The sequence below is a fragment of the candidate division KSB1 bacterium genome, from assembly GCA_022562085.1.
In the GTDB taxonomy this organism is placed as follows: Bacteria; Zhuqueibacterota; Zhuqueibacteria; order Oceanimicrobiales; family Oceanimicrobiaceae; genus Oceanimicrobium.
Genome location: JADFPY010000048.1, coordinates 1 through 4,672, shown reverse-complemented (window position 1 = coordinate 4,672; position 4,672 = coordinate 1). Strand labels below are relative to the sequence as shown.

At 42.8% G+C, this 4,672-nt stretch carries 6 protein-coding genes; all 6 read left to right on the top strand.

Translation table 11 applies throughout. From position 1 onward, the window contains the following. The first annotated feature begins 125 nt into the window (after nt 1-125). Entirely contained in the window at nt 126-1,334 is a 1,209-nt protein-coding gene (locus IH879_06680; GenBank protein MCH7674622.1) for a type II secretion system F family protein, read from the top strand. Between the two features lie 356 nt (nt 1,335-1,690). Beyond that, nucleotides 1,691-2,023, top strand: a complete 333-nt coding sequence (locus IH879_06675) for a type II secretion system protein (GenBank protein MCH7674621.1) — start codon at nt 1,691-1,693, stop codon at nt 2,021-2,023. Nucleotides 2,024-2,122: 99 nt separating this feature from the next. Then, nucleotides 2,123-2,635: a prepilin-type N-terminal cleavage/methylation domain-containing protein gene (locus IH879_06670; GenBank protein ID MCH7674620.1), complete on the top strand. Its 513-nt coding sequence runs from the start codon at nt 2,123-2,125 to the stop codon at nt 2,633-2,635. Continuing rightward, complete coding sequence (locus IH879_06665) at nt 2,622-3,146, top strand: prepilin-type N-terminal cleavage/methylation domain-containing protein (GenBank protein ID MCH7674619.1); 525 nt, start codon at nt 2,622-2,624, stop codon at nt 3,144-3,146. The genes IH879_06670 and IH879_06665 overlap by 14 nt, the downstream gene beginning before the upstream one ends. Next, nucleotides 3,143-3,562 (top strand): type II secretion system protein, encoded by a 420-nt coding sequence (locus IH879_06660; protein ID MCH7674618.1) that lies wholly within the window; start codon nt 3,143-3,145, stop codon nt 3,560-3,562. The genes IH879_06665 and IH879_06660 overlap by 4 nt, the downstream gene beginning before the upstream one ends. 133 nt (nt 3,563-3,695) lie before the next feature. Further along, on the top strand, nt 3,696-4,672 hold a 977-nt coding region (locus IH879_06655), incomplete at its 3' end, for a DUF4900 domain-containing protein (GenBank protein ID MCH7674617.1).

The window sequence follows — 4,672 nt, the reverse complement described above, 5'->3', positions numbered from 1 at the left end:
ATGCCTCGCTGAGCGTTTTCCAGATTCTGTTACCGAGGCAATCCTCGGCGGGCCTGCACTGAGCTTGCCGAAGTGACGCCTGCGGACTAGATTTTTTGATTTCTTGTCAATTTTATTTTTAAAAAATGCCGAAATTTGAATACAAAGCCATTAAACCTGACGGTTCTGAAGTTACCGAGGTCATGGAGGCAAAAGATTCCGACGCTGTCACCAGATACCTCGATAAACTTGGTTATTTGCCTCTTAAAATTAAACAGTCTGGCGGCGGGCTCAACCTCAAACTTTTTTCAAATAGAAGGAAATTAAAAGACGCCGAAGTAGTTATGTTCACCAGGCAGCTTGTCACTTTACTTCGGGCCGGTGTGCCGCTCCTGTCCTGTCTTGATGCCCTGGTCGAGCAAGCCGATAGCGAGGGACTCAAGGAAATCATCGAAAAAATTTATGTCGATATCGAGAGCGGGTTGAGCCTTTCCGACGCTATAAAACGGCATCCTAAAGAATTTTCTGAGCTTTATATCAACTCTATCAAAGCGGGTGAAATGGGCGGCGCGCTCGATAAGGTGCTAGAAAGGTTAGTCGAGCTCATGGAGCATGAGCAGGAAACCAATGCACGCATTAAAAGTGCTATGCGTTACCCGATTATTGTTGTCGTGACTCTCGTTCTCGCTTTTGTCGCTTTGATGATGTTAGTTGTGCCTAATTTCATTGACTTGTTTACGAAAATGAAAATCGAATTGCCTCTGCCGACTCGACTGTTAATTGGGTTTCATTATGTGCTCTCGAATTACTGGTATTTAGTGATTGCCGGCCTTTCTGCAATTGCTTTCGGATTTTTTAAATACATAAAAACTGAAAAGGGCGCCTTTCGCTGGGATCAGTTTATGATCACGGTTCCCATTTTCGGTGACTTAAATCTAAAAACCGCAATGTCGAGATTTACCAGAATGTTCGAAACCTTAAATAGCAGTGGCTTACCGATTCTTCAGACTCTGGAAATAACTGCGAAAACCGTTGGAAATATAGTTATCGGAAAAGAAATTGAAAAAGCCGCAGCTGGAGTTCTTCAAGGGGCGGGCCTTGCAGGGCCTCTGTCCGAAGGAAAGATTTTTCCACCCATGGTTATCCGAATGATTTCAATCGGCGAACAGTCCGGTTCTTTGGATACTATGCTTTTAAACGTATCAAAACATTATGACACCGAAGTGGAGTATGCGGTCAAAAATCTCACCTCAATGATAGAGCCGGTTCTAACGGTTGGCGTCGGCGTAATTGTTCTTTTCTTAGCGCTTGCAATTTTTCTACCCATGTGGAGTCTCACTACATTGGCGCAGTAGACTTTATCTCCTTCACACTCCTCGCTAATAGGTTTTCGCTCATCGAATTTCTGCAATCCAGAATCGGTACAGCATACCATTTCGAAACACAGCCGCTTTTCTTCTAAAAAAAACAAGTAGTTAGTAGGAATGAAATTCCCGGTGCGTGTCATTTTATACCGAATCGGCACAAGCAGATATTTATTGAAAACATTTTTTTGTGTTTTAAAAACTATGATTAAACAATTGATTATTAAGAGTTAATAAGAAAAATATTTGGTTTGGTAAAAAGTGGCACGCGGCTTGCTTAACAAAGGTCCGGAAGAAGTAACATTAATGGATGTTGGAAATTTTTAACCAGTTATGGAGGTATTTTTATGAACAACCAAAGTGGTTTTACTCTCATCGAATTAATTATGGTGATCGTAATCATCGGTATTTTGGCAGCTATCGCCGTTCCCCAGTTCGTTGATCTCAGTGCGAGTGCTGAAACTTCACAATGTAAGGCGAACCAGGGCTCAGTAGATGCGGCCGCTTCAATTGCTTATGCTGACAGTGCCATTGCCGGCAATGCCCAATTCCCGACCGTCTTAGCAGGAAGCATGTTTAGAGATGGCAATGTACCCACTTGCCCGGTCACACCGGGAAATTTCACCTATAACAACGTTACCGGTACTGCCAGCTGCACCACTACAAACCATCCCCGCTAAGGAGACAGTACTTGTTTAATTTTAGGATAGAAGAGTTTGAAGGGAAGCTGAAAATTTTGGCTTCCCTTCTTTTTTAAAAACCAAACCAGGTTAGCTCAAGTGAAAAAACGTTGCGCGACTTTTAAAAACCAAAATGGCTTTACCCTTATTGAACTGACAGTTGTCATTGTAATTGTGGGTATCCTGTCCTATGCGGTCGTTGCTAATTACACTGAATCTCACGAGAGACTACAAATTAACGCCATCACTTTAAAGATAGCTTCAGACGTCCGTTACGCCCGCGACCTCGCTCTAACCGAGGGTAGGGGCTCAAGAGTTTATATCGATCTAACAAACAATCAGTACTACTTAAAATGGGATGACGAAAGTTATATGCAGAATCCCATGGGCGGAGGAGACTTTGTGGTTCAGCTTGGAACACCTGGTGAATTCGGCTCAGTGCAGATTACAGGCACGGCTTTTTCAGGGGGGCGGCTGGATTTCGGGACCAGCGGCTCACCCAGAAACGCCGGCAACTCTTTTTCAGGGGAGTTGATTTTGGTGTCCATTAACAATGAAAAGAAAGTTGTTATTACCGCTAATACAGGATTCGTGCGAATTGAAGATCTTTAAAGACAAAGCTTACGAAGTAAAATCAGAGTCCGGCATGACACTGATCGAACTTATCCTGGTTATGGTGCTTGTTGCCATATTATCGGGCTTTATTTCAAAAATAATTTATTATGAGATCAATACTTATGAGATGATCGCCGATCGCAAAGATGAATTACAGAGCTCGCGCTATGCCTTTCATGTCATGACCCGCGACATTCGTCAAGTTTTAAATCCGGAAAGTATTTTTCATGCTTCTGTAGATTCGCTCACGTTTGACGACGTTGACACCACGATGATTTCTTATAAATATCAAAACAATCAAATTCTTCGTAACGGCGATTTACTCGTCGATGGCGTGAGTAATTTTTACTTTTATTATTTTGATGACGCCGGTAACCCTTTGGATGACCCGGTTCCCGACCCAACTGAAATTAGAGTAATTGAACTGAATTTGTCAAATACGGTCCACAGTCAAGTGATTAATTCAAAAATAAAAGTCACTCCTCGAAATTTTCTGAATTCTTTATGAAAAAGCTGTTAGTAAATAAATTTAGCACTCAAAAGTTGAACGCTTTTCTGAAAGACAACCACGGTTTTACCTTGATCGAAATCATCTTTACCATCATGTTTGCGAGCATTGCTTTGTTTGCGACAATGACCATGATGTCTACCAGTATGTTGGGCAGTATGAATGTTGAATTCATGAACACCTCAGCGAATTTAGCCAACGTAAAAATGGAAGAACTTTTTTCTGATAAAAAAACCCGGGGCTATGGCTACATACAAGAAAGTAACTATCCCTATGAAACAAATGTGGATGACTTTCCAGGTTTTAACCGATATGTCGAAATTACAACTCAAGCTACCGACAAGAAAATCACGGTTCGGGTTACACATCCGGACATAGGAGATTGCGTCATGGTGGCGTTCATGACAAATTACTAATTTGAGTCTGACAAGAAAACATCGCGGGTGACTAAAATCCACTCAGGCCTGCGCTGAGCCTGCCGAAGGGATGAAGTAAACTCTCTTCATGGTGAGCGTAGTCCATAAACTTCAGTGAAACCAAAGGGTGAATATGATTAAATTATTCTCTGACGAACGAGGGATCTCATTGATCATGACGATCATTGCAGCATTGTTTTTATCGATTCTGGGTTACTTGACAATTTCAACGGTTGTCACGGACAGTCGATTGGGCGTGAGAAGCCTGAATTCATCGCAAGCATTTTGGTTAGCAGAAAGCGGCCTTGAATTGACTTATCGCTGGCTGCAGTTTCAGGATCCACCACCGGGAGGAACCGCTGCGTTTTTGCATTACAACCAACATCCGGAGGGTGGCGGCACTTTCACCGTGACAGTCGACCCGGATAACGGAAATCCCGGAACTTATTTAAAAAAATATAAAATCAGTTCAGTAGGGAAAGTTGACCTGACGGTCAGGAAACTTGAAATTGAAATGCTGACCACGACTTTTAATAAGTTCGGTTACTTGACTGGGGATGAAGGCGGCACCATCTGGTTCAACACCGGAGATTTACTTGAAGGCCCGGTTCATAGTAACGACCAGATTTCAATCGTTGGCAGCCCGGTATTTATGGGAAAGGTCACCAGTACAGCTTCTTCATTTAATCAAGGCAGTCCTTTCAATCCTGATTTTCAACACAGTTATCAACTCGGTGTCCCACCGGTCATTTTTCCAACTGAGCAGGATGTTCTGGATAACTATTGGTCTGAAAATACAGAGCCTCCCCCCCTGCTTATCGACGTCCGTTTTGGGAGAAAAGCCAAGCTCAAATTCAAAGCAAACGGCACCCTGCAGTATAGCGTCTGGCATTTCGACGGAGGCACGAAAGTCTGGGACACGAATAATGAGATAAGAAATATGGATGAGCTAAACGGTTTTATACAGGTTTTGGGCAGCATTAAAGTTAAAGGAACGGTCGATGGCGTTGTGACATTATTTGCCTCAGGAGACATTACGATCACCGATGACATTGTTTATGAAATGTCTGATACTAATGGCAAACCCAACCCAGGCTGTGACGACTACCT

Coding starts and splice junctions, on each gene's coding strand:
- IH879_06680 (MCH7674622.1), top strand. CDS start 126: ATGCCGAAATTTGAATACAAAGCCATTAAACCTGACGGTTCTGAAGTT.
- IH879_06675 (MCH7674621.1), top strand. CDS start 1,691: ATGAACAACCAAAGTGGTTTTACTCTCATCGAATTAATTATGGTGATC.
- IH879_06660 (MCH7674618.1), top strand. CDS start 3,143: ATGAAAAAGCTGTTAGTAAATAAATTTAGCACTCAAAAGTTGAACGCT.